Annotated in this window: 18 protein-coding genes; 13 read left to right on the top strand and 5 right to left on the bottom strand. The window is 72.0% G+C overall.

Going from position 1 to position 26,108, the window contains the following annotated elements:
• Positions 1 to 136 precede the first annotated feature (136 nt).
• From AB0G16_RS28925 to AB0G16_RS28910, 4 genes are all read left to right on the top strand, one after another.
• A complete protein-coding gene (locus AB0G16_RS28925; protein WP_362811697.1) occupies positions 137 to 1,849 on the top strand; it encodes a serine/threonine-protein kinase in 1,713 nt (570 codons plus the stop codon).
• A gap of 1 nt (position 1,850) precedes the next feature.
• Complete coding sequence (locus AB0G16_RS28920; RefSeq protein ID WP_362811694.1) at positions 1,851 to 2,831, top strand: NAD(P)-dependent oxidoreductase; 981 nt, start codon at positions 1,851 to 1,853, stop codon at positions 2,829 to 2,831.
• A gap of 111 nt (positions 2,832 to 2,942) precedes the next feature.
• Positions 2,943 to 4,301 (top strand): FAD-binding oxidoreductase, encoded by a 1,359-nt coding sequence (locus AB0G16_RS28915; protein WP_362811691.1) that lies wholly within the window; start codon positions 2,943 to 2,945, stop codon positions 4,299 to 4,301.
• A gap of 14 nt (positions 4,302 to 4,315) precedes the next feature.
• Positions 4,316 to 5,575, top strand: coding sequence for a class I SAM-dependent methyltransferase (locus tag AB0G16_RS28910; RefSeq protein ID WP_362811688.1), 1,260 nt, complete (start codon positions 4,316 to 4,318; stop codon positions 5,573 to 5,575).
• A 196-nt stretch (positions 5,576 to 5,771) separates the two neighbouring features.
• On the opposite strand, the gene AB0G16_RS28905 is transcribed toward AB0G16_RS28910, so the two are convergent.
• The gene (locus AB0G16_RS28905; RefSeq protein WP_362811685.1) at positions 5,772 to 7,304 is read right to left on the bottom strand and encodes a long-chain fatty acid--CoA ligase; all 1,533 of its coding nucleotides are present in this window, start codon (positions 7,302 to 7,304) and stop codon (positions 5,772 to 5,774) included.
• A gap of 164 nt (positions 7,305 to 7,468) precedes the next feature.
• Between AB0G16_RS28905 and AB0G16_RS28900 the strand changes: the two genes are divergently transcribed.
• The 3 genes from AB0G16_RS28900 (at position 7,469) to AB0G16_RS28890 (ending at position 11,426) form a co-directional block, all read left to right on the top strand.
• The gene (locus AB0G16_RS28900) at positions 7,469 to 9,145 is read left to right on the top strand and encodes a GMC family oxidoreductase N-terminal domain-containing protein (RefSeq protein WP_362811682.1); all 1,677 of its coding nucleotides are present in this window, start codon (positions 7,469 to 7,471) and stop codon (positions 9,143 to 9,145) included.
• A 147-nt stretch (positions 9,146 to 9,292) separates the two neighbouring features.
• Positions 9,293 to 10,165, top strand: a complete 873-nt coding sequence (locus AB0G16_RS28895; protein ID WP_362811679.1) for an alpha/beta hydrolase — start codon at positions 9,293 to 9,295, stop codon at positions 10,163 to 10,165.
• A gap of 85 nt (positions 10,166 to 10,250) precedes the next feature.
• Positions 10,251 to 11,426, top strand: coding sequence for a cytochrome P450 (locus tag AB0G16_RS28890; protein WP_362811731.1), 1,176 nt, complete (start codon positions 10,251 to 10,253; stop codon positions 11,424 to 11,426).
• A gap of 229 nt (positions 11,427 to 11,655) precedes the next feature.
• Here AB0G16_RS28890 and AB0G16_RS28885 read toward each other — a convergent pair whose 3' ends face one another.
• Positions 11,656 to 12,999, bottom strand: coding sequence for a hypothetical protein (locus AB0G16_RS28885; protein WP_362811676.1), 1,344 nt, complete (start codon positions 12,997 to 12,999; stop codon positions 11,656 to 11,658).
• A gap of 267 nt (positions 13,000 to 13,266) precedes the next feature.
• On the opposite strand from AB0G16_RS28885, the gene AB0G16_RS28880 reads away from it, so the two are divergent.
• Together AB0G16_RS28880 and leuS are read left to right on the top strand one after the other, a co-directional pair.
• Entirely contained in the window at positions 13,267 to 13,410 is a 144-nt protein-coding gene (locus AB0G16_RS28880; RefSeq protein ID WP_362811673.1) for a hypothetical protein, read from the top strand.
• Positions 13,411 to 15,003: 1,593 nt separating this feature from the next.
• Entirely contained in the window at positions 15,004 to 17,472 is a 2,469-nt protein-coding gene (gene leuS / locus AB0G16_RS28875) for a leucine--tRNA ligase (protein WP_362811729.1), read from the top strand.
• 488 nt (positions 17,473 to 17,960) lie between these two features.
• Here the strand turns inward: leuS and lexA are convergent, their stop codons facing one another.
• Entirely contained in the window at positions 17,961 to 18,671 is a 711-nt protein-coding gene (lexA, locus tag AB0G16_RS28870) for a transcriptional repressor LexA (RefSeq protein ID WP_362811670.1), read from the bottom strand.
• A 937-nt stretch (positions 18,672 to 19,608) separates the two neighbouring features.
• Between lexA and AB0G16_RS28865 the strand changes: the two genes are divergently transcribed.
• The 4 genes from AB0G16_RS28865 (at position 19,609) to AB0G16_RS28850 (ending at position 24,194) form a co-directional block, all read left to right on the top strand.
• Entirely contained in the window at positions 19,609 to 19,773 is a 165-nt protein-coding gene (locus AB0G16_RS28865; protein ID WP_362811667.1) for a hypothetical protein, read from the top strand.
• A 429-nt stretch (positions 19,774 to 20,202) separates the two neighbouring features.
• Positions 20,203 to 20,664 carry a transcriptional regulator NrdR gene (gene nrdR / locus AB0G16_RS28860; protein ID WP_362811726.1) on the top strand — a complete coding sequence of 154 codons (462 nt, stop codon included), beginning with the start codon at positions 20,203 to 20,205 and terminating at the stop codon, positions 20,662 to 20,664.
• A gap of 85 nt (positions 20,665 to 20,749) precedes the next feature.
• Positions 20,750 to 23,599, top strand: a complete 2,850-nt coding sequence (locus tag AB0G16_RS28855) for a vitamin B12-dependent ribonucleotide reductase (RefSeq protein ID WP_362811664.1) — start codon at positions 20,750 to 20,752, stop codon at positions 23,597 to 23,599.
• A gap of 334 nt (positions 23,600 to 23,933) precedes the next feature.
• Positions 23,934 to 24,194 (top strand): hypothetical protein, encoded by a 261-nt coding sequence (locus tag AB0G16_RS28850; protein WP_362811661.1) that lies wholly within the window; start codon positions 23,934 to 23,936, stop codon positions 24,192 to 24,194.
• Positions 24,195 to 24,485: 291 nt separating this feature from the next.
• Here the strand turns inward: AB0G16_RS28850 and AB0G16_RS28845 are convergent, their stop codons facing one another.
• Positions 24,486 to 25,394, bottom strand: a complete 909-nt coding sequence (locus tag AB0G16_RS28845; RefSeq protein ID WP_362811658.1) for an AlkA N-terminal domain-containing protein — start codon at positions 25,392 to 25,394, stop codon at positions 24,486 to 24,488.
• 128 nt (positions 25,395 to 25,522) lie between these two features.
• Positions 25,523 to 25,678, bottom strand: coding sequence for a hypothetical protein (locus AB0G16_RS28840; RefSeq protein ID WP_362811655.1), 156 nt, complete (start codon positions 25,676 to 25,678; stop codon positions 25,523 to 25,525).
• Positions 25,679 to 26,108: the final 430 nt, after the last annotated feature.

Here is a 26,108-nt window from a genome sequence, read left to right as displayed (position 1 = left end):
TAACTCGGCGACCCATCCCGCCCAAGTAGAACAACATTCGGCTTTCCGTGGCAAGACACATCGCCAGGAGTCGCGTGGCGCCCGCGCGCGTATGGGAAACTTGCGCCCTCTCCGAACGGGACCTAGGGGTTTTGCGATGACGTATCCGCACAGTGAACGGGTGGTCGCTGGGCGCTATCGATTGCTGCGAGAGCTCGGCAGGGGCGGGATGGGGGTCGTGTGGGAAGGCCACGACACCCTCCTCAACCGTGCCGTGGCCGTCAAGGAGGTCCTGCTCCCGCCCCATCTCTCCCCGGCCGAGCACCGTCTCCAGCTCACCCGCACCTCCCGCGAGGCCAGGACCGCGGCGCGGCTCAACCACCGCGGCATCGTGGCGATCTACGACGTGGCCGAGCAGGACGGCCGCCCCTGGATCATCATGGAGCTGGTCAGGGCCCGCGGGCTCGACGAGGTCGGACGGCTGCCGGTGGACGTGGTCGCCGACATCGGCCGCCAGGTGCTCTCGGCCCTGCGCGCGGCCCACGAGGCCGGGATCCTGCACCGCGACGTCAAGCCCAGCAACATCCTGCTGGAGCCCGACGGCCGCGCCGTCCTGTCCGACTTCGGCATCGCCACGATCGAGGGCGACACCTCGCTGACCCAGACCGGCATGGTGACGGGCTCACCGAGCTTCCTGCCGCCCGAACGCGCCACCGGCGCCGACGCGGGCCCCTGGTCGGACCTGTGGGCGCTCGGCGCCACCCTGTACGCGGCCCTGGTCGGCCAGGCCCCCTTCGAGCGCCGCGACGCCATCGCCACGCTCGGCGCGCTCATCAGCGAGGAGCCCGACTTCACCAGGGTCCCGCCGGAGATGCGCGCGGTGCTCACCGGCATGCTCCAGCGCGAGCCCGCGCACCGGCTGAGCGCGCATCAGGCCGACGCGCTGCTGGCGGAGGTGCTCAGCGACCCGTCGGCCGCGATCCGCCGCACCGGCGAGAACACGATCCAGCAGGACCGGCAGGACCGGCAGAGCCGGCAGGCCGCCTCACGCCGTACCGGGGAGAGCACGGTCCACCGCACCACGGGCACGTCCCGCCGGGCGGGCGCGCGGGACGGAGGCGAGGGCGGGGACCCCCAGGGGGCCGGCCGGCGCCGCCGGCGGCGCGGCGGACGGGTCCCGCTGATCGTGGCCTCCGTGCTGGTGCTGGCGGCCGGCGGCGCGGTGGCCGCCGTCGCGATGTCCCAGCCCGACCAGCGGACCGTGGCGCGCTCCGGTCTCGCCACCGCGACCACGGCGCCCGAGCCGGTGAAGGAGACCCCCTCCCCCACCCCGACCCCCACGCCCACGCCCACCCCGACCCCCACGCCGACCGCGACCAGGACGGCCGCCCCGGGCCAGGCGCTGCGGACCTGGCGTGCCCGCCCCCCGGAGAACTGGTCCATCACCTACCCGGCGGGCTGGAGGGGCGACTGGGCCGCCGAGACGGGCTACACCCAGTGGCTCCGCCGCGACGGGCGCGCCCACCTGGCCGTGGAGCCGCTGGAGCAGTCCTTCGACGGCCTGGAGGCGCTCCAGCGGATCGTCAGGGAGAGCGCCGTCCTGCAGAGCGAGATCCACTCCGAGGACGTGCGAAAGGTCCCGTCGGCCTACGGCGCCGGGCTGGAGTGGGAGTTCACCTGGACCGCGAAGGACAACGGCGGGATCCCCTGGGCCGCGCCCGGCGTGACCTACCACGAGCTGCGGCGGTTCATCGAGGTCGGCGACACCGTCATGGTGCTGGCCTGGACCGTCCACGACGGGGAGTGGGATGCTCAGCGTCCCCTGATGAACCGGGTGTTCGCCGGTTTCCACCCCCGCGGAGGCGAGTGACATGACCTGGAAGGTGCTCGCGCTGCCGCCCCTCCCCGAGGCGGCGGTGCGCAACCTGCTCGGATCGCTGGGCGACCGGATCGAGGTCTCGGTCCCGGCCGCCCGCGACCGCGAGGCGCTGCTGGCGGCCCTCGGCCCGGCCGAGATCGTGGTCGGCGACTGGAGCGGAGGGCTCACCCTGGACGCCGAGGCCGTCCGGGCCGCGCCGGACCTGGCGTTCGTGCAGCAGCCCTCCGTCGGCGTGGACGGCCACGACCTCGCCGCGCTCGCCGCGGCCGGCGTGCCGCTGGCCAACACCGCAGGGGTGAGCGCGATCGGGGTGGCCGAGTGGTGCTTCGCGGCCGCGCTCGCGCTGTCGCGGCGGCTGCCCGAGGCCGACGCCGCGGTCCGCGCCGGCCGCTGGCCGCAACTGGACCTCGGGCCCGCCGAGCTGTACGGCTCGGCCGTCGGCATCGTCGGCTTCGGCCCGATCGGCGAGGCGGCCGCGCGGATGTTCGCCGCCCACGGGTGCGAGGTCTCCTACTGGACCCGTACGCCGCGCGAGGTGCCCTACGCCTACCGGGAGATCGGCGAGCTGGTGGCGTCCTCCCGGGTGCTCGTCGTGGTCGTCCCGCTCACCGAGGAGACCAGGGGGATGATCGACCCCTCGGCGATGCCCGCCGGTTCGCTGCTGGTCAACGCGGCGCGCGGGCAGGTGGTGAACTCGGCGGCCCTCCTGGCGGCGCTGGAGTCGGGGCACCTGGGCGGCGCCGCGCTCGACGTGTTCGACACCGAGCCGCTGCCGCCCGGCGACCCGCTGCGGAGCAGCCCCCGGGTGCTGCTCTCCCCGCACGTGGCCGGGGTCACCCCGCAGTCCACCGGCCGCCTGATCCGGTGCGTGCTGGACAACCTGGAGGCGGCGCTCGACGGCCGCCCGGTGAGCAACGTGGTGAACGGGGTCGACCCGGTGGTCGGCCGCAGGTCCCGGTCGGCGCTCTCGTAGAGTTTTCTCGCGTTTAACGCGCCCCGCCTGGCTCCGGAGAGATCCGAGATATAACGTGCCTAGGGGCGATCTTTCCAACGACGGTCAGTGGGGGTGATCACCGTGCGACGGATGACGGCGATGTCGGCGCACCGGCAAGCGGTGGAGCAGATCAGGGAGTCCTACGCCGCCATCCCGGACGACGCGGTGCCTCGGCTCTCCAAGGCCACCACGAACCTGTTCCGCTTCAGGGACGGCGCCCGGTCGGCGAAGCTCTCGGCCAGGGACCTGGACCAGGTCATCGAGGTCGATCCGGTGACGATGACCGCCGAGGTCCAGGGGATGACCACCTACGAGCACCTGGTGGACGCCACGCTCGCCCACGGGCTCATGCCGTACGTGGTGCCGCAGCTGAAGACGATCACGCTGGGCGGGGCGGTGACCGGGCTCGGCATCGAGTCCACCAGCTTCAGGGACGGGCTGCCGCACGAGTCCGTGGAGGAGCTGGAGATCCTCACCGGCGACGGCCGGATCGTGGTGGCCCGCGACGACAACGAGCACCGCGACCTGTTCCGGGCCTTCCCCAACTCCTACGGCACGCTCGGCTACGCGCTCCGCGTCCGGATCAAGCTCAAGCCCGTCCGGCCCTACGTCAGGCTGACCCACATCCCGTTCGGCGACCCCGACAAGTGCATGCTCGCGATGCGCGACATCTGCGAGAGCGGCGAGTACGAGGGCGAGCCCGTCGACTTCGTGGACGGCACGTTCTTCGGCCCCGGCGAGCTGTACGTGACCGTGGGACGCTTCGCCGAGCGGGCACCGTACCTGTCCGACTACACCGGGATGCGCATCTACTACCGGTCGATCCAGAGCAGGACCCGCGACTGGCTGACCGTCCGCGACTACCTCTGGCGCTGGGACACCGACTGGTTCTGGTGCTCGCGCGCCTTCGGCGTGCAGAGCGCGCTGGTGCGCTCGCTGATGCCGCGCAAGTGGATGCGCTCGGACGTCTACCGCAGGCTCGTCGGCCTCGAGCGCAAGTACGGTGTGATCGCCCGGGTGGACCGCTGGCGCGGCCTGCCCGTGCAGGAGTCGGTCATCCAGGACATCGAGGTGCCCGTCGAGCGCGGCGCCGAGTTCCTGGAGTTCTTCCACGACAGGATCGGGATGACGCCGGTCTGGATGTGCCCGCTGCGCTCCACCGGCGAGTGGCCGCTCTACCCGCTGGACGCCGGGCGGTTGTACGTCAACTTCGGCTTCTGGGGAACGGTCCCGCTGCCCCGGGGGCAGTTCGACGGCTACCACAACCGCCTCATCGAGAACCGGGTCCACGAGCTGGAGGGGCATAAATCGCTGTACTCCACCTCGTTCTATTCGGAAGATGAGTTCTGGCGGCTCTATAACGGAACCGCCTACTGGCCGCTCAAGCGGGCATACGACGCGGGTGGCCGGTTGCTCGATCTCTACGACAAGTGTGTTCGGGGGCGTTAGGAGAGGTTGATTCTGTGTTGCTCGCAGAGATCTTCGAAAAGGTCATGGGCCCGGAGGCGGACGTACGCTTCATCGCCTACGACGGAAGCAAGGCCGGGCCGGACGGGGCCGACATCACCGTCGAGGTGAAGACCCCGGCGGCCGTCGCCTATCTGGCGCAGGCACCCGGAGAGCTGGGCCTGGCCAGGGCCTACGTCTCCGGTCACCTCGACGTCCACGGCGACATGTACACGCTGTTGTCGCGGATGTGGGCGCTCACCGTCAACGACATCCCGGCCAAGGAGAAACTCGCCGCCATCCGGGCGCTCGGCGTGCGCCCGCTGCTCACGCGGATGCCGCCTCCCCCGCAGGAGGTGCGCAGCAGCGTGCTCGCCCGGATGGGCAGCAGGCACGCCAAGCGCCGCGACGCCGAGGCGATCCACCACCACTACGACGTCTCCAACAGGTTCTACTCCTGGGTGCTCGGCCCGTCCATGGCCTACACCTGCGCGGTCTTCCCCGAGCCGGACGCCACGCTGGAGGAGGCGCAGCTCACCAAGTTCGAGCTCATCGCCCGCAAGCTCGACCTCAAGCCCGGCATGAGGCTGCTGGACGTCGGCTGCGGCTGGGGCGGCATGGTCGTCCACGCCGCCCGCGAGTACGGGGTGAAGGCGCTGGGCGTCACGCTCTCGCGCCAGCAGGCCGAGTGGGGCCAGAAGGCCATCGCCGAGGCCGGGCTCGGCGAGCTCGCCGAGGTCCGCCACATGGACTACCGCGACGTGCCGGAGACGGGTTTCGACGTGGTCAGCTCGATCGGCCTGACCGAGCACATCGGCAAGGACCAGCTCCCCTTCTACTTCCGCTTCCTGTACGACAAGCTGCTCCCCGGCGGGCGGCTGCTCAACCACTGCATCACCCGGCCGACGGGCACGGAGAGGACCTTCAACGCGGGCGGGTTCATCAACCGCTACGTCTTCCCCGACGGGGAGCTGGAGTCGGTCGGCTACCTGGCCCGCCAGATCGAGGACACCGGCTTCGAGATCCGCCACGAGGAGAACCTGCGCGAGCACTACGCGCAGACGCTGCGCCACTGGTGCGCCAACCTCGACGAGCACTGGGACGAGGCGGTCAGGGAGGTCGGCGAGGCCACGGCGCGGGTCTGGCGGCTCTACATGGCGGCCTGCGTGGTCGGTTTCGAGCGCAACAAGGTCCAGCTCCACCAGATCCTCGCGGTGAAGCTGGACGCCCAGGGCTCGGCGCGCGTCCCGCTCCGCCCCTCACGCGACTGGCCCTGACCCTCCGGGGGCCGTCCGCCCGGGGCACGCGGCCCGCCCCGGGCGGACGCGCCGGCGCCGGACGCCCGGGGCCCCGGGGGTTCCGGCGCTCCCGGGGCTTCGGCGCTCGGGCACCGGCGCTCCCGGGGCTCCGGTGTTCGGGGGTCCCGGCGCTCCTCCGCTCCGGCGTCCGGGCCTGAGCGGAGGAGGACCGCCGTCAGCGCAGCTCGCGCTTGAGGATCTTGCCCGTGGCGGTCATCGGCAGCGCGTCACGGAACTCGACGATCCGCGGGTACTTGTACGCCGCCATGTTCTCCCTGGCCCAGGCGATGAGCTCGTCCTCGGTGACCGTCGCGCCGGGGGTGCGGATGACGTACGCCTTGACCTCCTCGCCGTGCGAGTCGTGGGCGACGCCGACCACCGCCGCGAGCGAGACCTCCGGGTGGGTGATGAGCACCTCCTCGAGCTCGCGCGGGTAGACGTTGAAGCCACCCCGGATGATCATGTCCTTGGCGCGGTCGATGATGGAGTAGTAGCCGTCGGCGTCGCGGGTGGCGATGTCGCCGGTGCGGAACCAGCCGTCCCGCATGACCTCGGCGGTCGCCTCGGGACGGTTGTGGTAGCCCTTCATCACGTTGTGGCCGCGGATCGCGATCTCGCCGGGCCCCTCGCCCTCGATCGTCTTCCAGTCGTCGTCGATCAGCCGCATCTCCACGCCCCAGATCGGCGTGCCGACCGTACCGGGCTTGCTGGGCTTGCCCACCTGGTTGAAGCTGGCCACCGGGGAGGTCTCCGACAGGCCGTAGCCCTCGTAGATGCCGACCCCGAAGGTCTCCTCGAAGTCCCGCAGCACCTCGACCGGGGAGGAGGCGCCTCCGGCCACCGCGATCCTCAGCGAGGTGGGCACCTCGTCCCCGTCCGCGTGGATCTTCGTCAGCATGGCCCAGTACATGGTCGGCACGCCCGCGAACAGCGTGACGTTCTCCGTCCGCATCAGCTCCAGGGCCGGGCCCGGCTCGAAGCGCGGCATCAGCACGATGGTGCCCCGCCGCCGGAATCCGGCGTTCATGATGACGGTCTGCCCGAAGGAGTGGAAGAGCGGCAGCACCGCCAGGTAGGCGTCACCGCCCTCGGTGCGGGGGAACATCTCGTCCGAGACCATGGCGTTGAGCAGCATGTTCTGGTGGCTGAGCTCGGCGCCCTTGGGCTGGCCCGTGGTGCCGCTGGTGTACAGGATCACCGCGGTGTCGTCGGGCGCGGTCGCCACGGTCTCGAACTCGCCGGAGACGCCGTCCAGCGCCGCCCAGATCGTCTCCCCGTACTCGGACTCGGTGGCCAGGGCGGTGGCGGGCAGCACGAAGAGGTGCTCGGCCGAGGACGCCTCGAAGCCCGCCCGTCCCCGCTCGCCCAGCGGCAGCTCGGGCGTGCCCTCGAAGCAGAACAGCGCCTTGGCCTGGGAGTCCTCCAGGTGGTAGGTGATCTCCCTGGTCTGCAGCAGCACGTTGAGCGGCACGACCGTGGCGCCGGCCTTGAGGATCCCGTAGTAGACGAACGGGAAGTAGGGCAGGTTGGGGCAGGCCAGCGCGACCTTGTCGCCGCGGCCGATGCCGCGCGAGACCAGCAGGTTGGCAACCTGGTTCGCGATCGTGTTGACAAAGGAGTACGGCAGCCTCAGATCGCCGAAGACCAGTGCGGTGCGGTCCGGGTTCTCCCTGGCGCTGTCCTCCAGCGCGATCGACAGGTTGAGCATGGTGCGTCCTCCTCCGAGCAGCTCTTACCCGCTCATCCTCGCAGTCGAAGATACTGACCGGTAGGTAATGAGGGTCACAAATTGACGGGCAAACCGGGAGGGAGTAAGCAGGTAGGAGCCCGCTCACGGGGAGGCGAGCTGACCGTCTGTGCGAGGAGGGGTCAGTGAGCGCGGAGTACGACTACGTCATCGTGGGCGCGGGATCGGCGGGGTGCGTGCTGGCCGCCCGCCTGTCCGAGGACCCCGGCACGACGGTCGCCCTGATCGAGGCGGGCGGGTCCGACCGGATGCTCCAGGTGCGGATGCCGGCCGGGTTCGCCCGGCTGTTCAAGACCGAGCACGACTGGAACTTCACCACCGCCCGGCAGGGCGGGCTGTCGGGCCGGGAGCTGTACTGGCCGCGCGGCCGGATGCTCGGCGGCTCCTCCTCGATGAACGCGCAGATGTGGGTCCGCGGGCACCGCGCCGACTACGACGGGTGGGGCGTGCCTGGTTGGTCATACGAGGAGGTCCTGCCGTACTTCCGCAGGGCCGAGCGGCGCTCGGGCTCCAACCACGGCGGCGTGTACGGCACCGAAGGCCCGATCCACGTCTCGGAGCTGCGCTCCCCGAACCCCGCCACCGCACTCTTCCTGCGCGCCTGCGAGGAGGTGGGCATCGGCCGGCTGGACGAGCTCAACGGGCCCTCCAACGAGGGGTGCTCGCCGACGCCGGTCACCCAGCACCGGGGCCGCCGGTGCAGCTCGGCCGACGCCTATCTCGGGCCTGCGGCCGGACGACCCAACCTCACCGTGCTGACCTCCTCGCACGTGCGCCGGGTGCTCGTCGAGGGCGGCCGCGCCACCGGCGTGGAGTACACCGGCGGTCCGGGCGACGGCCGGCGTGGTGGGGGCCGCGGCGGGGTCCGGGGCGGAGTCGCGGGCGGGCGCCGGGGCGGACGCCGCGCGGGCGGCGCGGGCACCGGCGGGGGGGACGGTGCCGTCACGGTGGTGCGGGCGCGCCGGGAGGTGCTGCTCTCGGCCGGGGCGATCGGCTCCCCGCATCTGCTCATGCTCTCCGGCGTCGGCCCCGCCGACGAGCTGCTGGCGGCGGGCGTCGAGCCGGTCCACGAGCTGCCGGAGGTCGGCGCCGGCCTTCAGGACCACCTCGCCTCGGGCGTCTTCCTGCACTGCCCCGAGCCGATCACGCTCGCCGGCGCCGAGACGACCGCCAACCTGCTCCGCTTCCTGGTGGGCCGGCGGGGCATGCTCACCTCCAACGTCGGCGAGGCCGTGGCGTTCATCCGTACCTCGCCCGCCGAGCCCGCCCCCGACATCGAGCTGATCTTCGCCCCGGGCCCCTTCATCGACCACGGCCTCACCCCGCCCCCCGGTCACGGCCTGACCATCGCCTCGATCCTGCTCCGGCCCGAGAGCCGGGGCCGTGTCTCGCTGGACGGTCGCGACGTCGTGATCGACCCTCGCTACCTGACGGCCGAGGCGGACCTGCGGCGCCAGGTGGCAGGGCTGCGCAGGGCCGGGGAGCTGTTCGCCACCGAGGCGCTCCGGCCGCTCGCCGGGCCGCCGATGGCTCCGTACTGGGGTGCCAGGACCGAGGAGGAGCTGACCCGCTGGATCCGCGAGCGGAGCGAGACCCTCTACCACCCGGTGGGCACCTGCCGGATGGGGGAGGACCCCGGCTCGGTGGTGGACCCCCGCCTGCGGGTCCGGGGGATCGCCGGCCTGCGGGTGGTGGACGCGTCGGTGATGCCGTTCATCAACCGGGGACACACCCACGCGCCCACCGTCATGATCGCCGAGAAGGCGGCCGACCTCATCGCCGCCCGCACCGGTCCTGCCTGAGCGGTCCCGTCCGTCGGACCTTCTCCGGACCTCGCCGGACCTCCTCCGGGCCTCGCCGGATCTTCTCCGGACCTCCGTCGGATGCCCGACGCCGTCAACGGCGCGGGGGCACGTGTGCCTTACCAAGCGGATGCTAGGTTTCGTTCCATGGAGACCAGCACCGTCACCGCCAACGGCGTCGAGTTCACCTACCTGGCGGAGGGCGAGGGACCGCTCGCGCTCTGCCTGCACGGATTCCCCGACACCGCCCACACCTGGCGGCACCTGCTGCCCGAGCTCGCCGGGCGCGGCTACCGGGCCGTCGCGCCGTTCATGCGCGGCTACGCGCCCACCGCGATCCCCGCCGACGGCGCCTACGAGGGCGGCGCGCTGATCGCCGACGCCTGCGCGCTGCACGAGGCGCTCGGCGGGGACGGCGACGCCGTGCTCATCGGGCACGACTGGGGCGCCTTCCCCGTCTACGGCGCCACCGCCTCCGCCCCCGAACGCTGGCGGAAGGCGGTCGCCATGGCGGTGCCGCCCGCGGGGTCGATGTCGGAGGTCTTCCTCGACTACGAGCAGCTCAAGCGGTCGTTCTACATCTTCCTCTTCCAGACGTGGGCGGCCGAGGCCGCCGCGTCGCGGGACGGGTTCGTCGAGGGACTGTGGCGCGACTGGTCGCCCGGGTACGACGCGACCGAGGACGTCGCCCTGGTGCGGCGCAGCCTGGGCGACCCGGCGAACCTCGCCGCGGCGATCGGCTACTACCGGGTGATGCTCGGCTCCGTGCCGCCCACCGGCCGTTACGCCGCCGAGCAGGCCGCGACCGGGGGGCGGGTGCCGATCCTCTACCTGCACGGGGTGCGCGACGGCGCGCTGGGGATCGGCCTCACCGAGCGGGCGGCGGCCTTCCTCCCGCCGGGCTCCAGGGTGGAACACGTCGCCGAGGCCGGGCACTTCCTGCACCTGGAACGGCCCCGGGAGGTCAACGACCTCGTCCTGGACTGGCTGAGCCGAGGATACTGTGGCAGGATCCGTTGAACAGAACGTGGTTCTAGTGGAGGCTGGCGTGACGGTTTCACTCGCGGACATCGACCTGTCGGACATCGCCTTCTGGGAGCGTCCGATGGCCGATCGGGAAGCCGCCTTCGCGGTGCTCCGCGCCCAGCCGGGACCGATCCTGTTCGCCGAGCCCGAGATCCCCTTCGCCCCGCGAGGCCCCGGCTACTACGCCCTGGTGCGGCACGCCGACATCGTCGAGGCCAGCCGCAACCCCGACGTCTTCTCCTCGGAGCGCGGGGCGACGTCCATCCAGGACCTCGGTCCCGACTTCAGCGAGTACTTCGGCTCGATGATCAACATGGACGACCCCCGGCACGCCAGGCTCCGCCGGATCGTCTCCCGGGCGTTCACCCCGAAGATGATCAAGCAGTTCGAGGCCGACGTCGAGGCCACGGCCGCGCGGACCGTGGACGAGCTGATCGCCACCGGCCCGGGCTGCGACTTCGTCACCGAGGTGGCCGCCAAGCTGCCCCTGAAGATCATCTGCGACATGATGGGCATCGGCCCCGAGCACTACCAGGCCGTCTTCGACGCCACCAGCATCATCCTGTCGGGCGGCGACCCGGAGTTCATCGCCGACGTCAGCCGCGCGGCCGAGCTCCTCCTCGGCGCCGGCGAGCGGCTCCGCGAGCTGGTCATCGCGCTGGCCGCCGAGGGCGGCGACAATCTCACCACGGCCCTGACCAGCGCCAACATCGACGGCGAGAAGCTGACGATGCAGGAGCTCGGGTCGTTCTTCATCCTGCTGGTGGTGGCGGGCAACGAGACCACCCGCAACGCCATCTCCCACGGCCTGCACCTGTTCACCGAGAACCCCGACCAGCGCGCCCTGCTGCTGGAGGACCTCGACGGGAACCTGCCGGGGGCCGTGGAGGAGATCGTCCGTCTCGCCTCGCCGGTGGCCTGGATGCGCCGGAGCCTCACCCGGGACCACGAGATGAACGGCCACCTCTACCGCGAGGGCGAGAAGGTGCTGCTCTACTACTGGGCCGCCAACCGCGACGAGGAGGTCTTCACCGACCCTCACCGCTTCGACATCCGCCGCACCGAGGGCCCGCACGTCGGCTTCGGAGGGCCTGGCCCGCACTTCTGCCTGGGCGCGCACCTGGCCCGGCGGGAGATCACCGTGATGTTCCGCGAGCTGTTCACCCGCCTGCCCCAGATCGGCTCGGTCGGCGAGCCCGACCGGCTCCGCTCCAGCTTCATCAACGGCATCAAGCACATGGAGTGCACCTTCTGAGCCCCCGGGCCCGCACGGCCGGCCTTCTCCCCTGACCGGGCCCGTCCCCCGAGCGGGCCCGTCCCCCGAGCGGGCCCGTCCCCGAGCGGGCCCGTTCCTCTGACCGGGCCCGTCCCCGAATCGGCCGGGTCTCCCGGCCGGATGCGTTCCCCGGAACGGATCCGTCTGCCGCGGACCCCTCCACCTCACGTCCGGCGAACCCCGGCGGCCTCGCGGGCCGCCGGGGTCGTCACTGTCCTACGGGGCGGATCGACTTGAAGACGGCGTTGACGTCGGGAAGCAGTTCCTTCTTGCTGTCCGGAACCGACATGTAGACGATCGCGGGCAGGTCCGCGCCGGTGTTCACGGCCGCCACGACCATCGTCGTCTTCGAGTCACCGGAGGTGATCTCGTACGCCGAGAGCTGACCGGACATGCCGTTCACCTTCAGGGTCTGCTGGGCGGTCTTGCGGGCGGTGTTGTCCTCGGGGAAGAACCTCTTGCGGCCGATGGACGCGACCGCGTTGAGCACCGGCGAGAGCTTGTCCGGCGAGGTGTACCTGCTCTTCAGACGCTGTGAGAGCGGACCCGACATGACCTGCGCGAACTGGGCCTTGCCGGTGGAGTCCGTGCCCGCCGGGAGGTACTGGCGGGTCGTGAAGCCGTAGGCGGTCGGCACGCTCGGCCGCTGGTCCTGCCGCCACGGAGCGCCGAGCTTGGCCAGCGTGATCCCCGCGGGCTGGTCGGTGATCCTGCCCTCGACCGGCGAGGGCGTGCCGGGGAAGCGCGGCAGGCGTCCGATCGCCGCGGGCTTGGCCTTCTTGGTGGTGGACGCCGAGGGGTTGGGCTCGGCGGTGACGTTCTCCTCGCCCGAGGAGAGCGGCCCGGCCAGGAAGGCCCAGAGCAACGCGCCGATCAGGGCGAGGGCCACGGAGCCGGCCAACGCGAACATCCAGACCGGCCTGCCCTGGCCCTCGCTCTCCTCCGCGTCCTCGATGGCCTGGTAGTTCTCACCGAAGACCGTGTTCCACAACTCCTGCTGACGCGCCGGCGGGGGCGTCTTGGGGCCGCTGATCTGGCCCGCGGTGACGAACGGCCTGTTCGGGTCGGAGGGGTCACGGCTCAGATGGTGACCCGCCTGACCCGCCTGAACGGGCTGGCCTGGCTGACTCGTCTGGCCCGGATGAGCCGCCTGGCCGGGCTGACCGGGCCATCCCGGCTGACCGGGCCGATCGGGTCGGACCTGCTGACCGGGCTGCCCCGGGTGGCCTGGCTGACCCGGCTGGAAAGGGCCGCTCCCCGGGAAGGCGGGAGCCTCGGCGGGAGAGGACGTGCTGGTGGCGGCCGCCGCGTTCGCGGCGGCCATGGCCCACATGGCCGGGTTGTCCGGCACCCCGTAGCTACGTCGCGTGTTCCCGGCACCCGTACCCGTACCGGCACCCGTGCGGGCACTGTTCTCCTCGAACCGGGGGCGGTTCACGTCACCGAGGGGAGCGTCACCGCGCGCGGGAGGGGCCGATCCCCCGGCCGGGGGATCGGTCCAGGAGAGCGCGAACGTGGAGGTCTGCGCCTCCGCGGGACCGGGATTCTCCACGGAGGGGACGGGAGGCCAGACTTCTCCGCCCGCCGGTGGCGCCGGAGGCCAGGAGGCGCCTTCGACGGGGGGCGGCCATCCGCTGTTCTCCGCCGGCCGCGATCCGGCCCCGCCGGAGGCGTCACGCGGGGCCGCGGCGGCCTGCCAGGTCTCACCCGCGCCACCGGGCGCCTGTCGCCCCGGAGCCCCGCCGGTGTCCGGCGTCTGCGTCCAGCCGGCGTCCGGCGCCTGCGCCCTGCCGGTGTCCGGCGTCTGCGTCCAGCCGCCGTGCTGCGGACCACCGGAGTGGGGACCACCGTGCTGCGAGGCGTCGTGCTGCGGGCCACTCGATCGGGGACCGCCGTGCTGGGGACCGCCGTGCTGGGGAGCGCCGTGCTGCGGGGCGCCGTGCCGGGAGCCGGGATCGCGTGACGGGTCGTCGTACCGCGGGCCGGAGGCGTGCGCCCAGCCCGGACCGTCGGGTGCGGTGGCCTGTGCCCACGCGTTGTCACCCGGGAGGGCGTGGCCCGCGGGGGTGGAACCGGGGAGGTTCTGGCCCCGCGGGTCGGTCGGGGCGGGAGCGTAGGCGGGGGAGCCGCCCTGCGTGGAGACGGCGGGCGGCCAGGCGTTGTTCGGCGAGGAGAGGTGACGGTCCTCGCCGTCGGGTCGCGGTCCCTGTCCCGGGCCGCCCGGCCCGAACGGGTCCGATGCCCGGGGGGTCGACCCGTGAGGGGGCGGTCCGTGAGGGGGCGACGGCCGCGGATCCGACGCCGGGGGGGTTCCGAGCGGGCCTGATCCGAGCGGGTCCGATCCGAGCGGGTCCGACGGCCAGGAGCCCGGCCCCTGCGACGGGCCGTCCTCGCGGGGGGTGGGGTGCGGCCGGCCGTCGCCGGGTGAGGTGCCGGGAGAGGTCGGGTAGAACTCGCCGCTGCCGGAAGAGGCCGGGTACGCGTCACCGCCTCCGGAGGAGGCCGGATACGACACGCCGCCCTGCGGGCCGGCGGCGTGCCCCCGGCCGTCCCACGGGGCCGCCGCATCCCCTGGCCGGCCGCCGGAAGGACCGGAGGTCTGTCCCCAGCCCCCCGAGGAGTCCGCCGCCTGCGGCAGGCGGTCGCTCTGCGGGCTGAAGGCGTCCGCCCAGCTCTCGCCCGGCGAGCCGGGGGCCTGCCGTGCGGCGTCCTGCGCGGCGGGCCGTGCCGGACCGCCGTCCTGCCGGGCCTGCTCCCATCCGTCGTACCTCGGGCCGTGCGCCTGACCGGCGCCCTGCGGGGCCGGGGGGCGTCCGCCGTCTCCGCCCGGCGCGTCGCCGGGGGAGGTCTGCCAGGAGCCGTCACCATCTCGCGGGTCGTCCTGCGGGCGAGGCAGCCGAGGCCCGGTGCCGAGGGACTCCTGCGCCCACGGGGGCGCCGGCTCGGCTGTCTCCGGCCATGCCGGAGGCAGGTGGGACTGGCTGGACTGCTCCGAGGCCATGCTTTCCTTACCTCCCGCGCGGGTGCCCGAATTAGGCGTATTGGGCATGGTCTCACGTGAGACGGGGGGGCTCGCAGGGAAACCGGAGAACGCCCCCCTGAACTGGAGCCCGGTGGGATCGGTCGGAGGATCCTGCATGGGCAGGCCGACCTCCAACGGGTCCGGGCCCCCCGGCTCTACTGAATATGCCACGGTTGAAAGAGTAAACGGGGGAGACATAGGAGGTCACAACAGGCGCACGGCCATCAGGTCCCGTCCGGCCCGCGACAGGGCGGAAACCCCTGTCCCGCCGGTCGGCACGGACCGCCGCCCGCTCCCCGACGCCATCGGACCGGTTTTCATCGGGCCACGAATATGCCTTGCGGGCTGCGATAGTCTTGGTCTATGCGTGCCGCGACCCTGCTTATCGGGCCGCATCGGCTTTCCCGTCCCTGAGCGCCCTGCCGATGCGGCTGCCCTCCGCGTGAGCGGAGGGTTTTTGTATTGGGCCGGACGGGTCGGGCCATCCACGCGGACACACCCCAAGGGAAGATTGACGTGAACGAACGAGCCGACATGCACAGCGACGATCAGCACTACGACCCGCAGGCCCTGCAGGTCAAGTGGCAGCGACGGTGGGAGGAGCTGGACCCCTTCCGGTCCTCCGACGACCCCGCCGACCCGCGTGAACGGCGCTACATGCTCGACATGTTCTCCTACCCCTCCGGCGACCTGCACATGGGACACGCCGAGGCGTTCGCCATCGGCGACGTCGTCTCCCGCTACTGGGTCCAGCGTGGTTACAACGTGCTGCATCCCGTCGGCTGGGACTCCTTCGGCCTGCCCGCCGAGAACGCCGCGATCAAGAACAACGCGCACCCGACGGAGTGGACCTACGCCAACATCGAGACGCAGGCCGGCTCCTACCGGCGCTACGCGATCTCCTTCGACTGGTCGAGCCGCCTGCACACCAGCGACGAGACGTACTACAGGTGGACGCAGTGGCTGTTCATCCGCTTCTTCGAGCGCGGCCTGGCCTACCGCAAGGGCGGCCTGGTCAACTGGTGTCCCAAGGACCAGACCGTGCTGGCCAACGAGCAGGTCAAGGACGGCAGGTGCGAGCGTTGCGGGGCCGAGGTCGTCCGCCGCGAGCTGACCCAGTGGTACTTCAAGATCACTGACTACGCCGACCGGCTGCTGGACGACATGGCCCAGCTGGAGGGCAACTGGCCCGAGCGCGTGCTGGCCATGCAGCGCAACTGGATCGGCCGCTCCGAGGGCGCCGACGTCGACTTCGTGATCGAGGGCCGGGACGAGCCGGTCACCGTCTACACGACCCGCCCCGACACCCTGTACGGGGCGACCTTCTTCGTGGTCGCCCCGGACGCGGCGCTGGCCGAGGAGATCGTCACCGACGAGCGGCGCGAGGCCTTCGAGGCGTACCGGGCCGCCGTGTCGAAGCTGTCGGACATCGACCGGCTGTCCACCGACAAGGAGAAGACCGGCGTCTTCCTGGGCCGGTACGCGATCAACCCGGTCAGCGGCGAGCGCATGCCGGTCTGGGCGGCCGACTACGTGCTGTCCGACTACGGCCACGGCGCCATCATGGCCGTGCCCGCGCACGACCAGCGTGACCTGGACTTCGCCCGCGCCTTCGACCTGCCGGTACGGGTGGTCGTGCACACCGGCCTGGCCGACCCGGGCGAGACCGGCCTGGCCACCGCCGGTGACGGCGCCATGGTCAACTCCGGCCCGCTGGACGGCCTGGCCAAGGCCGACGCGATCCGGAAGATCATCGAGGTGCTGGGCGAGCGCGGCACCGGCCGGTCGACGGTCAACTTCCGGCTGCGTGACTGGCTGCTGTCCCGTCAGCGCTTCTGGGGCTGTCCGATCCCGATCATCCACTGCGGTGACTGCGGTGAGGTCCCCGTCCCCGACGACCAGCTGCCGGTCACCCTGCCCGACCTGCGCGGCGAGGCCCTGGCGCCCAAGGGCGTCTCCCCGCTGGCCTCGGCGGAGGACTGGGTCAACGTCTCCTGCCCCAAGTGCGGGGGCGCGGCCAAGCGCGACACCGACACGATGGACACCTTCGTCGACTCCTCGTGGTACTTCCTGCGCTACGTCAACCCGTCCTACGAGGACGGCCCGTTCGACGTCGAGGGCGTGCGCAGGTGGGGCCCGGTCGACCAGTACGTCGGCGGCGTGGAGCACGCCGTGCTGCACCTGCTGTACTCCAGGTTCTTCACCAAGGTCCTGCACGACATGGGCATGGTCGACTTCGTCGAGCCGTTCACCCGCCTGCTGAACCAGGGGCAGGTCATCAACGAGGGCAAGGCGATGTCCAAGTCACTGGGCAACGGCGTCGACCTGGGCCGGCAGATCGACGCCTATGGTGTCGACGCGGTCCGGCTGACCGTCCTGTTCGCCGGTCCGCCCGAGGAGGACATCGACTGGGCCGACGTCTCCGCGGCGGCGTCGCAGAAGTTCCTGGCCCGCGCGTTCCGCGTCATGGCCGAGGCGGGTGCGGCGTCCGCCCCCGGCACCGACGTCACGGCCGGGGACGTGAACCTGCGCAGGACGGTCCACCGCACCGTCGACGAGGTCACCAGGCTGGTCGAGTCCCACCGCTTCAACGTCGCGGTGGCGCGCATGATGGAACTGACCAGCGCGGCCCGCAGGGCCATCGACTCCGGGCCCGGCGCCGCCGACCCGGCCGTCAGGGAGGCGGCCGAGGCCCTGGCGGTCATGCTCTCGCTGGTCGCGCCGTACGCGGCCGAGGAGGGCTGGGAGCGGCTGGGGCACACCGGCTCGGTCGCGCTGGCGGGCTGGCCGGTGGCCGACCCGGCGCTGCTGGTCCAGGACTCCGTCACCTGTGTCGTCCAGGTCGCGGGCAAGGTGCGCGACAGACTGGAGGTCTCCCCGGGGATCTCCGAGACCGACCTGGAGGAGCTGGCCCTGAACTCGGAGAAGATCAGGGCGTTCCTGTCGGGCACGCCGCGCAAGGTCATCGTCCGCGCGCCCAAGCTGGTCAACATCGTCCCCTGAGGCGGGACGTCCCCGAAGCGGGACGGCGCGCCCACGTCGGGTGTGCGCGCCGGTCACGGCCGAGACCGCGCCCCCGGCGGGGCGTGTCTCGGCCTCGACGCGACGTGTCCCGGCCTCAGGGCCACGTGTCCCGGCTCAGGGCCGCGTGTCTCCGTCCCCGGGGGGCGCCCTGTCCCGGGGGGTGCGCGCCGCCGGACCCGATGGGACCGGCCGAGAGGCCGGACAACGCCGATGGGCGGCATCCCCGGGGATGCCGCCCATCGGCGCGTGGTCTTCTCCACGGCGTGTCGTACTCCGTCGGCGCGTCCGCGTCCGCGTTCGCCCTCGTGTCCGTGCCGGCGTTCGTGCTCGGGTCCGCGTCCATGCCTGCGTCCATGCCTGCGTCCATGTTCACGCCCGGGGACGCGCTCGTGCCGACGCCGGACGATCGCTCGCCCGGCGTGTCGCGCGTGGACACGGGAGGAGCTTGGACACGGGAGGAGCGTGGTTCAGAGCTTGCGCAGAACCGCCACAACCTTGCCCAGCACGGTGGCCTCGTCACCGGGGATCGGGTCGTAGTTGGGGTTGTGCGGGACCAGCCAGACATGGCCGTCCCTGCGCTTGAAGGTCTTGACGGTGGCCTCTCCGTCGATCATCGCCGCGACCACGTCACCGTTGTCGGCCACGGGCTGCTGACGCACGACCACCCAGTCGCCGTTGGCGATGGCCGCCTCGATCATCGAGTCACCGGTCACCTGGAGCAGGAAGAGCGTGCCCTCGCCGACGAGCTGCTTGGGCAGGGCGAAGACGTCCTCGATGCTCTCCTCGGCGAGGATCGGGCCACCGGCGGCGATGCGGCCGACGAGCGGAACGTACGCGGCGGTCGGGCGGCTGACCGGCGTCTCGTCCTGGTCGGAGTCGGGGTCCACCCAGAGCACGGGCTCACCGGGAAGGCGAACCTCCAGGGCACGGGGACGGTGCGGGTCACGACGCAGATAGCCCTTGCGCTGCAAAGCCGTCAACTGGTGCGACACGCTGGAGGTGCTGGTGAGCTGCACGGCCTCACCGATCTCCCGCATGGACGGCGGGTAGCCGCGCTGCTGCACGGAGTCACGGATCACCTCGAGGATCTTCCGCTGCCTGGGGGTGAGGCCAAGGGAGTCACGCCTTCGCACCGCCAGGTCGCTGACGGCCGAACCGTTCTCGTCGTGCTGGCTCATACGAACTCCTCGCCTCCCGATCTGTGTCGAACACGTCGCTCACAGCGACCATATCTCGACCCAAGATCATACTCAAACAATTGTTCGAATGTCCTCGATATCGGCCACGCCGTGGTGTACAACATCGTACGGGAGTTCGATCGACATCGTGTTCGATTCGCCGATCTTTCTTCGACACGTGTTCGGCCAGGTCGAGGGGATGGGGGTCACCATGAAACCGACCACGACGACACCGCGATCCACGTCCGCGCCACAACCCCGGACGGCTCGGCGGTCCCCGGGTGCCCCGGGTGCCCCGGGTGCCCCGCGCCTGCGGCTCGTGCCGCCGCCGAGGCCGGAGCCGGATCCCGGCCGGGAGGCGGGGCCGGTCCCGGGGATCGGCCCGGCCCCGAAGATCGGGCCGGGCCGGGACGCCGGGCCGGCGCGAAGGGCGCGGCCCGGCCGGGAGGCGGGGCCGGTGCGCGAGCCGGGCCGCGGCGGAGCTCGCCGGGAAGCCGGCCGGGCCGACGGGTCCCGGTCGGCGGAGGCCCCCCGGCCCGGTTCCTCCCGTTCGGACGTCTCCCGTTCGGACGTCTCCCGTTCGGGCGTTCCCCGGCAGGGTGCTCCCCGGCAGGGTGCTCCCCGGCAGGGCGCTCCCCGGCAGGGTGCCCGGCGGCCGGGAGCCTCCCGGTCGGGCGTCCCCGGGGCGACGGCTCGGGGGGCCGCCCCGGTCCGGTCCGGAGCGCCCCGGCCCGTCCCGTCCCGGTCGGGCACCCCGGCGTCCGTCCCGCCCCGGCCCGCCTCTTCCCGGCCCGCCTCTTCGCGGTCCGGCGGATCTCGGTCCGGTGGGCCCCGCCCCGGCGCGTCCGGAAGCGGCGCTCTCCGGCGGGGCGCCCCCCGCTCCGGGGCGGTCCGGCGGCCGCTCCGGCTCACCCGGCGGGGCAGGATCGTGGCGGCGGTGGCGCTGGTGTTGTTCGCCCTGGGGATGCTCTGGATCGGCGGTCGCATCGACGTGGCCTCGGCGGGCGAGCGGGCCGCCGAGCGCGCCGGAGGGCAGGTTCACTCCCGGATCACGGCGTACGCCGGTGACACGCCGTGGCGGCCCGTGCGGCCGCCCAGGTAGACGGGCCCCCGACGGGCCCCGGCGGGCCCTTCGGCTCGGCTTCCGGTCCGGCGCCGGGCTCGATCTTCTCCGGAGCCCGCTGCCGCGGGGGAGCGCCGCCGGGCGCGCGGTCTCACCGCGCGCCCGGGACGCGGGTGAGGCGAGTGACGCGCGAGGCGGGGGCGCTTCCGGCCGACCGGCGACACGCCGGGGAATAACGGCTGATCAGCGACTTCGCGCCGCAAGGTCCTTTCAACTTGCGTTCATGGTCGCGCACTTCTACGGTTGGAACCACAACATCTAGTGGCTGCACCTCAACACTTCACCATAGATTGTGTTTCCATTACCGCCTCTCGACTGATCGGGAGGTGTGCGCGAGCGTATTCCCGCGCGTGTCATGGGGCGGGTGAGGTGAGTGAGCCGCTTCGGCAGGTCAGGAAGGCGGCACACGTGCACTGTCCGTTCTGTCGTCATCCTGACACCCGGGTCATCGACAGCCGTTCCACCGAGGACGGCGGCGCGATCCGCCGCAGGCGCACCTGCCCGGAGTGCGGGCGCAGGTTCACCACGCAGGAGACCGTACTGCTCATGGTGAGCAAGCGCAGCGGCGTGACCGAACCGTTCTTCAGGGACAAGGTGATCGCCGGGGTCCGGCGGGCGTGCCAGGGGCGGTCCGTCGGCGAGGACGCCCTGGCGCAGCTGGGCCAGCGCGTCGAGGAGAGCATCCGGGCCACCGGGTGCGCCGAGATCGCGGCCCACGAGGTCGGGCTGGCCATCCTGGGCCCGCTCCGCGAACTGGACGAGGTGGCGTACCTGCGATTCGCCTCCGTCTACCGCGGATTCGAGACCCTGGCCGACTTCGAGGCCGAGATCGAGCAGCTCCGGGCGGAGCGCTCCGCCGAACAGAAGTGAGACAGACCCCGGCGCCGGGGGTTGGGACGGCGCGTTGGTGTGGTCCGATTCGCGGGCTCTGCGGAGCCCCAGGAGGGGGAAAGTCATGACGGAGACCGTCAGCGGCACAGTGGCACGCGGGGGTAAGCGTCCGCGCAAGGGCCTGAAGATGAAGCGGATCTTCACCACCCCGGGCGTGCATCCCTACGACGAGCTGACCTGGGAGCGCCGCGACGTCGTCATGACCAACTGGCGCGACGGCTCGGTCAACTTCGAGCAGCGCGACGTCGAGTTCCCCCGTTCCTGGTCGGTCAACGCCGCCAACATCGTGACCACCAAGTACTTCCGCGGCGCGGTCGGCACCCCGCAGCGCGAGTGGAGCCTCAAGCAGCTCGTCGACCGGGTGGTCGGCGTCTACACCAGGACGGCGGTCGAGCACGGCTACTTCGCCACCGACGAGGACGCCGAGATCTTCGACCACGAGCTCAAGCACGCCCTGGTCAACCAGGTCTTCAGCTTCAACTCGCCGGTCTGGTTCAACGTCGGCACCGCCTCGCCCCAGCAGGTGAGCGCCTGCTTCATCCTGGCCGTCGACGACCAGATGGAGTCCATCCTCGACTGGTACAAGGAAGAGGGTGTGATCTTCAAGGGCGGTTCGGGCTCCGGCGTGAACCTCTCCCGGATCCGCTCCTCCAAGGAACTGCTCTCCAGCGGCGGCACCGCCAGCGGCCCGGTCTCCTTCATGCGCGGCGCGGACGCCTCCGCGGGCACCATCAAGTCCGGGGGCGCGACCCGCCGGGCCGCCAAGATGGTCGTCCTCGACGTCGACCACCCCGACATCGAGGAGTTCGTCGAGACCAAGGCCCGCGAGGAGGACAAGGTCCGCGCCCTGCGCGACGCCGGGTTCGACATGGACCTGGGCGGCAAGGACATCGTCTCCGTCCAGTACCAGAACGCCAACAACTCCGTGCGCGTCTCCGACGAGTTCATGCGCGCGGTGGAGAAGGGCGAGGAGTTCGGCCTGCGCGCCCGCCTCACCGGCGAGGTCATCGAGACCGTCGACGCCCGGGACCTGTTCCGCAAGATGGCCAAGGCCGCCTGGGAGTGCGCCGACCCCGGCGTCCAGTACGACGACACGATCAACGACTGGCACACCAGCCCCGAGACGGGCCGCATCACCGCCAGCAACCCCTGCTCGGAGTACCTGCACCTGGACAACTCCTCGTGCAACCTGGCCAGCATCAACCTGCTGAAGTTCCTGAAGGACGACGACACCTTCGACATCGAGAACTTCGTGAAGGTCACCGAGCTGATCATCACCGCGATGGACGTCTCCATCACCTTCGCCGACTTCCCCACCGAGAAGATCGACCAGACCACCCGGGCCTACCGCCAGCTCGGCATCGGCTACGCCAACCTCGGCGCGCTGCTCATGGCCACCGGCCACGCCTACGACTCCGACGGCGGCCGCGCCGTGGCCGGGGCCATCACCTCGCTGATGACCGGCGCCTCCTACCGCCGCAGCGCCGAGCTGGCCGCGGCCGTGGGCCCGTACGACGGCTACGCCCGCAACGCCGAGGCGCACAAGCGGGTCATGCGCAAGCACAACGAGGCCAACGACGCGCTGCGCACCTTCGAGGAGATGGACGGTTCCATCCACCGCGAGGCCTCCCGGCAGTGGGCCGAGTGCCTCAGGCTCGGTGAGCGCAACGGTTACCGCAACGCGCAGGCCTCGCTGCTCGCCCCCACCGGCACCATCGGCCTGATGATGGACTGCGACACCACCGGCATCGAGCCCGACCTGGCCCTGGTCAAGTTCAAGAAGCTCGTCGGCGGCGGCTCCATGCAGATCGTCAACCAGACGATCCCGCGCGCCCTCCGGCAGCTCGGCTACCAGGAGGAGCAGGTCGAGGCGATCGTCGAGTACATCGCCGAGCACGGCCACGTGGTCGACGCCCCAGGCCTGCGCCGCGAGCACTACGAGGTGTTCGACTGCGCCATGGGCGAGCGCGCGATCGCCCCCATGGGCCACGTCCGGATGATGGCCGCGGCCCAGCCGTTCCTGTCCGGCGCCATCTCCAAGACCGTCAACCTGCCCGAGACCGCGACGATCGAGGACATCGAGCAGGTCTACATGCAGGGCTGGAAGCTCGGCCTCAAGGCCCTGGCGGTCTACCGCGACAACTGCAAGGTCGGCCAGCCGCTGTCGGCCTCGGGCCGCAAGACCGAGGACAGGAAGGCCGAGGAGAAGGCGGCCGTCGCGGCCGAGCCGGAGATCAAGGTCGTGGAGATCAGCCGGCCGACCCGCCGCCGGATGCCGAACCAGCGCCCCAGCACCACCACCCGCTTCACCGTGGGCGGGGCCAAGGGGTACATGACCGCCTCCTCCTACCCCGACGACGGCCTCGGCGAGGTCTTCCTGAAGATGTCCAAGCAGGGCTCGACCCTCGCCGGCGTCATGGACGCCTTCTCGGTGGCGATCTCCATCGGCCTGCAGTACGGGGTGCCGCTGGAGACGTACGTGGGCAAGTTCGTCAACATGCGCTTCGACCCGGCCGGCATGACCGACGACCCGGACGTGCGCATCGCGGCCTCGGTGATGGACTACATCTTCCGCCGCCTGGCCCTGGACCACCTGCCCTACGACGACCGCGCCGCGCTCGGCATCTTCTCCGCCTCCGAGCGCGCCGCCCAGCAGCGCGGTGAGGACCCGGCGCCGATCCAGACCGAGGCGGTCATCGCCGAGCTCGCCACGTCGGCCCCGATCGAGGAGCCGCAGGTCCGTCCCGAGACCGAGGCGGTGCCCGTGGAGACCCCGCGCCGGGGCGGCTCCCTGGAGTCGCACGAGGGCCGCACCGCCGACGCGCCGCTCTGCATGACCTGCGGCACCACGATGCGCCCCGCCGGAAGCTGCTACGTCTGCGAGGGCTGCGGCTCCACCAGCGGCTGCAGCTGATCCCGAACGGGACGAACGGGCGAGCAGGTGCGCGAGACCTGCTCGCCCCCATCGATGCGACTCGGGCACGCACCCCCTGGAGCGGTCGTGTCCCGGCCGGCATGAGGCTGATCGACTGGATATGTCGGATGTGCCTTGCCTTGCGGGTTTTCGATTGCGGGCCGCCGACCGGGGTAGTCGGCCCGAGGCCGTCGTACCGCCGACCGGGACGACGGGCGCCGGGCCTTGGGCCGGGCGTCCGCCGTGACGCGGGCAATGAGGTCACGCGGGTGCGGGAGCCCGCGTGACACCACCGCCGCCGCGGTACGAACACGCTTCGAGGAAAGGTGAGAACGTGTCAAGCAACTCTGGACAGACCGGTTCCCAGGCGGCGTCGGCCGCCGCCGAGACGCTGAACGACTCCGACTCGACGAAGAAGGAGAAGTCGGCCGCGGCCAGCGCGCTGTCGCAGGCTCCGCAGAGCCAGGGGGAGACCGGTTCCGAGGCGGCGTCGGCCGCCGCGAAGACGCTGAACGACTCCGGCTCGACCAAGAAGGAGAAGTCGGCCGCGGCCAGCGCGCTGTCACAGACGCCGTCGGACTCCGACGACAAGTAGACGTCCGCGGTCTCCGGCCGGGAACGGACATCGGCGGCCCCGGTCGCGAGTGGAGGTCCGTGGCTCCGGCGAGGAGACGTCGGCGGAGAGGCGACGGCGGGCCGTCCGGGATCACCCCCCGGCCGGCCCGCCGTTCATGTGGGTGGTGACACTCTCCGAGGCGCACACCGGCGGGCGGGAAAAGGGCCGCGAGAACCCGCGGCCGGTCCGCCGGGCTCACCGGGTGCGTCGGATCCGTCCGGCCCGGTCAGGTCCGCCGGGTCCGCCGCGGTCAGGGGTCAGGGGCAGGGGTCAGCGGGCGGGCAGCCGGTTGACGGCGTGGTCGCCGCTGCCCCACAGGTACTGGACGGCGTACGAGCGCCAGGGCCGCCAGGCGGCGGCGCGGCCGGTGAGCGCGGCCGGGGTGACGGGAAGGCCCGCCCGATGGGCGGCGGCGCGGACCCCCAGGTCGGTGGGGAGGAAGGCGTCCGGATCGCCGAGGGCGCGCATCGCGATGGTCTCGACGGTCCACGGCCCGAATCCCGGGAGCGCGCAGAGCCGCGCGCGGGCCCGGTGGCGGTCGCAGCCGGGGCCGAGGTCGAGCTCGCCGGAGGCCAGGGCGGAGATCAGCCCGACGAGCGTGGCGCGGCGGGCCCGGGGAAGGGCGAGGGCGGCGGGGTCCAGCGAGGACAGCGCCGCCGGTGTGGGGAAGAGATGGGTGAGGCCTCCGGCGTCGTCCGAGATCGGTTCGCCGTGGGCGGCGACCAGCCGGGCGGCGTGCGTGCGGGCGGCGGCGGTGGAGACCTGCTGGCCGAGCACCGCGCGTACCGCCAGTTCCGCCGGGTCGACCGTGCGGGGCACCCGGCGCCCGGGGGCGCCGGCCACGAGGGGGGCCAGTGCCGGGTCCTCCCCGAGGTGGCCGTCCACGGTGGCGGGGTCGGCGTCCAGGTCGAGCAGGTCGCGGCACAGGCCGATCGCGGTGGGCAGGTCGCGGGGGTCGGTGAGGTTCAGCAGGCAGCCGACGTGCCCGCTCATCGGCCGCAGCGCGACGATGCCGTGCCCGTGCGGGAGCCGCAGGGTGCGGCGGTAGGCGCCGTCCCGCCACTCCTCCACCCCGGGTACGGCGGTCGCGGCCAGGTGCCCGAACAGGCCCTCCGCGCAGAGCGGCGCGCGGAACGGCAACCGCAGTGACAGGGCGCCGGAGCCGTCGTCGTCACGCATGCCACCAGCATCGCCGGTGCCCGTCCGGGCAGGGACACCGCCCCCGAGGGTCCCGGCCGATCCGCCCTGGGGCGGGTCCGGAAACGCAGAAAGACCCGCGCGTGGGCGGGTCTTCTTCGTGGTGGGATCTAGGCGGCGGAGGTGGGGCCGCTCGTCCGTGGGAAGCGCAGCACGTTGCGGCCGGTGTAGGCACCCAGGTCGATGACCTTGGCGTCACCGGGCGCCCTGCGGCGCGACGCGGAACGGATATCCCTGATCTTGAGCCGTGCGACGTACGGTGGCACGACGACCAGTCTCCTCATTGAGCCCCCCGGCGTGATGGTTCCGTTATGGGAAGTGTCTACAGGCTTGTCCGTAAAACTGCTGTAAAGACCGGATCAGTAGGGGAGCGGGCGGCCCGAGGGAGTCCGCAGGTCCAGGCCGGAGACGTGGTTCCGGCGTGCCCTCCGTCGCCGGAGGATCCTGACGCGTCGCATGATCTGCTCCCTTCCCGGGCCTGTTGCGCTCCGTCTGGTTCGACGGCGCCTGCCCGGCCTGCCCGGAGGCCGTGCGGAGCAAACCTAGCCCGCCCCACTGTTTGGATCAACCGCTTTGACCACGAGGGGCGTTCGCCCGCGTACACGGTGTGACGAAGCGATCGGCGCGCGGATGAGCCCTCTGTTTCTCGTGCGGAACGCGCGCCGTACGGATACCGCCGGTGCGCGCACGGATACT

Origin of the sequence: Streptosporangium sp. NPDC023615 (genome assembly GCF_040640155.1) — a bacterium.
Lineage (GTDB): Bacteria > Actinomycetota > Actinomycetes > Streptosporangiales > Streptosporangiaceae > Streptosporangium.
The sequence above is the reverse complement of the archived record's forward strand: the minus strand, read 5'-3'. Positions and strand labels throughout refer to the sequence as shown.